The following is a 4735-nucleotide window of genomic DNA, read 5'->3' on the forward strand; positions in this document are numbered from 1 at the left end:
GGCGCGGGAGTCCGGGCCGGCGGGACGCGAGCCGGAGGCCGTGGCGGCCACCCCGCTGCGCGGCATCGACGCGGCCGGTGGCCTCGCCGCGCTGCGCGGCCTGCTGGACCGACCGCTGACCTCCTACTACCTGCTGCTGTCCTGCGCCGGCCTGCTGCTGCTGATCGGGCTGACCATGGTCTTCTCGGCGACCAGCGTCAAGGACTACGCCGAGGACGGCAACGCCTCGGCCTCGGTGACCAAGCAGGCCATCTTCGCGGTGATCGGCATCGGCGCCTTCTGGATCTGCCAGCGCCTGCCGGCCAGCACCTACCGGTCGCTGGGCCGGCCGCTGCTGTTCACCTCGATCGGGTTGCTGCTGCTGCTCAACCTGCTGCTCGCCTACGCCCGGCTGACCCGGCAGGAGTCAGGGCAGATCGGCCCGGTCGAGGCACGGCTGAACTGGCTGTTCATCGGCGGGATCCAGCTGCAGCCGTCCGAGCTGGCCAAGTTCGCGATGGTGCTCTGGGGCGCGCACCTGGTCGCCCGCAAGGGCGCCGCGCTGGGCTGGTGGCGCGAGCTGGCCACCCCGCTGTTCCCGATCGTGGGCCTGCTCTTCGTCCTGGTCGGCTACAACGACACGGGCACGATGCTCTGCCTGCTGGCCCTGGTCGTCGGCCTGCTCTGGGCCGCGGGGGTGCGGATGCGGGTGTTCGGCGCCCTGGCGGCGGCCGGTCTGGTCGGGATCGGCCTGCTCGTCGCGGTGGCCTCGCTGGGCGCCGGCTCCGGCGAGCGCGGCGCGGACAACTACCGGCTCGCGCGGCTGGACATGTTCTTCAACCCACCGGACCCGGAGACCTGCAAACTCAACGACTGCCTGCAGTTCTACCAGGGGCGGCTGGCCATCGAGCACGGCGGCTGGTTCGGTGTCGGGCTGGGCAAGGGCAGCCTGAAGTGGGACTGGCTGCCCGAGGCGCACAACGACTTCATCTTCGCGATCATCGCCGAGGAGCTGGGCGTGATCGGCTGCACCGTGGTGCTCAGCCTGTTCGCGGTCCTCGCGTACACCGGGTTCCGGATCGCCCGACGGGTCGACGACCCGTTCCGCCGGCTCGCCGCCACGGCCGTGACCACCTGGCTGGTCAGCCAGGCCGTGATCAATATCGGTGGGGTGGTCGGGCTGCTGCCGATCACCGGCCTGCCGCTGCCGTTCATCTCCGACGGCGGAAGTGCCCTGGTGGTGACGTTGGCCGGCATCGGCATGCTGGCGTCCTTCGCCCGCGCCGAACCCGATGCGGCCAGAGCACTGCATGCCCGTCCGCCGGCCCGGTGGGTCCGACTACTCTGGGCCCCGTTGCCGCCGCTTCCCGGCCGGCGTCGCCGGCCGGCGTCGCCGCCCGCTGGCCGAGGGTCAGTGCCCCGGTCCCGCGAGCGGCGCCACGACGACCAGGCCGTGCCGCGCGGGGTCCGCCAGGACCGCAACCGCAGGGGTACGGCGAGCGAGAGGAGACGCTGATGGGTCCGCTGCGTTCGGTGGTGCTCGCGGGAGGTGGCACCGGGGGGCACGTCTACCCGCTGCTCGCCTTCGCCGACTGCCTGCGCCGACACGACCCGGGCGTCCGGATCACCTGCCTCGGCACACCCCGGGGCATGGAGAACGACCTGATCCCGCCGCAGGGCTACGACCTGCGGCAGATCCCGGCGTACCAGCTGCCCCGGTCGGTCAACATGAACCTGGTCCGTACCCCGGGCCGGATGTGGACGGCGGCCCGCGCGGCGGGCAAGGTGATCGACGAGGTGCGCGCCGAGGTGGTCGTCGGCTTCGGCGGGTACGTCTCGGTGCCCGCCTACCTGGCCGCGTGGCGTCGTGAGCTGCCCATGGTGATCCACGAGGTGAACGTGCCACCGGGCGTGGCCAACCGGCTGGGCATGAAGTTCACCAAGAACGTCGCCGTCGGCTTCCCGAACCAGCCGAGCCAGGCCGAGTCGTTGCGGGACGCCACAGTGGTCGGGGTGCCGCTGCGCCGCGCCATCACCGGTCTGGACCGGTACGCGCTGCGCAACGCCGCCCGCGCCCACTTCGGGCTCCGCCCGGACCTGCCGGTGCTCTTCGTCTCCGGCGGCTCGTCCGGCGCCCGCTCGATCAACCTGGCGGTCTCCGGCGCGGCCAAGGAACTGGCCCGCAACGGCGTGCAGGTGCTGCACGTGATGGGTGCCCGCAACGAGCCGGTGCCGATCCCCACCGACCTGCCGGTGCCGTACGTGACGCTGCCGTACCTGTCGGAGATGGAGCTGGGCTACGCCGCCGCCGACCTGATGCTGGCCCGGGGCGGGGCGATGACCGTCGCCGAGGTGGCCGCGATCGGGCTGCCCACGATCTACGTGCCGTACCCGCACAGCAACCAGGAGCAGCGGCGCAACGCGCTGCCGGTGGTGGAGGCCGGCGGCGGGCTGCTGGTCGACGACGCGGAGCTCACCCCGGACTGGCTGGAGCGCACCGTCATCCCGCTCATCCGTGACCCGCAGCGGCTGTACACGATGGGCGCCGCCGCCGGGGCGTACGGCCGGCGCGACGGCGACGAGGCCCTGCGGTCCTTCGTGCTGGCGGCGGTGGCCCGATGACCGCGCAGTTCACCCCGGCCGGCACGCTCACCGCCGAGGACCTGGGCGCCGTCCACCTGATCGGGGTGGGTGGGGTGGGCATGCTCGGCGTGGCCCGGCTGCTGCTCACCCGGGGCATCCGGGTCTCCGGCAGCGACCTGCGGGAGTGGCCGTCGCTGGCGGGCCTGCGGGCGCTCGGCGGCACCATCCACCTCAGCCACGAGGTCAGCAACCTCGACGGGGTCGACACCGTCGTCTACTCGTCGGCGATTCCCCAGGACCACCTGGAGCTGGTCGAGGCGCGTCGGCGCGGCCTGCGGGTGCTGCACCGCTCGGAGGCGCTCGCGGCGGCGATGACCGGCCGTCGCGCCGTGGCCGTCGCCGGCACGCACGGCAAGACCACCACCACCTCGATGGTGACGATGGTGCTCCAGCAGGCCGGGGTGGACCCGTCCTTCGTGATCGGCGGGGAGATCTCCGAGGTCGGCTCGGGCGCGCACCACGGCACCGGCGAGCATTTCGTGGTCGAGGCGGACGAGAGCGACCGCTCGTTCCTCATCTACCGCCCGTACGTCTCGATCATCACGAACATCGAGGCGGACCACCTGAACACCTACGGTGACTACGCGACGCTGGAGGCGGCGTTCGTGGAGTTCGCCCGTCTCACCGACCCGGACGGGTTCATCATCACCTGCGCCGACGATCCGGGCGGTCGACGGCTGGCCGAGAGCCTGCGGTCCGAGGGGCGGCGGGTGTTCACCTACGGCGAGGCGGACGACGCCGACCTGCGGTTGACCGAGATGGTCTCCTCCGCCCGGGGGGTGCGCTACCTGGCCGCCATCGACGGACGGTCGCTGGGCGAGTTCCGGCTGCCGGTGCCGGGACGGCACATGGGGCTGAACAGCGCCGCCGCGGTGCTGACCGCGTACCTGCTGGAGTTGCCGCTGGAGGCGGCGGAGGCCGCGCTGGCGGTCTTCCCCGGCGTGCGTCGGCGCTTCGAGCGCAAGGGTGTCGCGGACGGCGTGCTGGTCTACGACGAGTACGCGTACCACCCGACGTCGATGACGTTGGCGATGCAGACGCTGCGCGAGGTCGCCGGGGACGGCCGGCTGATCGTGGTCTTCCAGCCGTACCGGCTGTACCGCACCCGCGACAACCAGGCGGAGATCGCCGCGGCGTTGGCCATCGCCGACGAGGTGGTGCTGTTGGAGGTCTTCGGGCCGGGTGAGTTGCGTCAGCCCGGCGAGGGCTCGGCGGCGCTGATCGCGGCGGTGGAGCTGCCCGCCGACCGCAAGGTCTTTGTGGAGTCGTGGGAGCAGGCCCCGGTCGAGGTGGCCCGTCGGGCCCGTTCGGGGGACGTGGTGGTCACCATGGGCGCCCCGCCGATCTCGCTGATGGGCGACGAGCTGCTGGCCGCCCTGGGTGAGCGTACGGCCGGCTCGGCATCCACCGCGACCGTCGACCCGGTGGCCACCTCCCCGGCGATCGGTGATCCGGTACCGGGTGGGGCCACGTCCGGTGGCGACGGTGCGGCTCTCGGTGGCACCGCCGTGCCCGGCGGCTCGGCGCCGACGGCCGGATGAGTCCCGGCCCGGCCCGGGGGCGGACCAGCGCCGCCGACGGCGGCGCCCCGCGCCGAGGTCCGGCCCGGCGGTGGCAGCTGGTCCGGGCGGGCCGCGACGCGGTGCCGCCGTCGACCCGCCGGTTCATGGCGCGTGCCCGGCAGCGTCGCATGCGTGCGGCGCTGCCGTGGGCGGTGGCCGCCGGGGTGCTCGCCCTGGCCGGGCTGGTCGCCTGGACGGTGCTCGGCACCGGGCTGTTCGGCGTGCGTGAGGTGCGGGTGGAGGGTGCGAAGCTGGCCACTCCGGTGCAGGTGCACGACGCGGTCGGCGTTCCGGACGGGGTGCCGTTGGCCCGGGTGGACCTGGCCGCCGCGGCCCGACGGGTCGGCGCGCTGCCGGTGGTGGAGCGGGCCACGGTGTCCCGGGACTGGCCCGACGCGCTGGTGGTGCGGGTGACCGAGCGGACCGCGGTGGCGGTGGTGCCGCAGGGGGAGGCGTTCGCCATGATCGACGGGAGCGGGGTGGCGTTCCGGACGGTGGAGCGACGCCCGGCCGGCCTGCCGCAGGTGACGGTGGCCCGGCCGGCCGCCGAC

At 73.7% G+C, this 4735-nt stretch carries 4 protein-coding genes; all 4 read left to right on the forward strand.

Annotation, left to right across the window (positions count from 1 at the left end; genetic code table 11):
* The first annotated feature begins 55 nt into the window (after window positions 1–55).
* Window positions 56–1495 (forward strand): FtsW/RodA/SpoVE family cell cycle protein, encoded by a 1440-nt coding sequence (locus KBX53_RS22830; protein ID WP_209444585.1) that lies wholly within the window; start codon window positions 56–58, stop codon window positions 1493–1495.
* Window positions 1495–2601, forward strand: a complete 1107-nt coding sequence (gene murG, locus KBX53_RS22835; RefSeq protein WP_210861547.1) for an undecaprenyldiphospho-muramoylpentapeptide beta-N-acetylglucosaminyltransferase — start codon at window positions 1495–1497, stop codon at window positions 2599–2601. The genes KBX53_RS22830 and murG overlap by 1 nt, the downstream gene beginning before the upstream one ends.
* On the forward strand, window positions 2598–4163 hold the full coding sequence (gene murC / locus KBX53_RS22840; RefSeq protein WP_210861549.1) for a UDP-N-acetylmuramate--L-alanine ligase: 1566 nt from the start codon (window positions 2598–2600) through the stop codon (window positions 4161–4163). Before murG ends, murC begins: the two co-directional genes overlap by 4 nt.
* On the forward strand, window positions 4160–4735 hold a 576-nt coding region (locus tag KBX53_RS22845; RefSeq protein WP_210861552.1), incomplete at its 3' end, for a cell division protein FtsQ/DivIB. The genes murC and KBX53_RS22845, both read left to right, overlap by 4 nt.

The organism is Micromonospora sp. M51 (genome assembly GCF_018070305.1).
GTDB classification, from domain to species: Bacteria; Actinomycetota; Actinomycetes; order Mycobacteriales; family Micromonosporaceae; genus Micromonospora; species Micromonospora parva.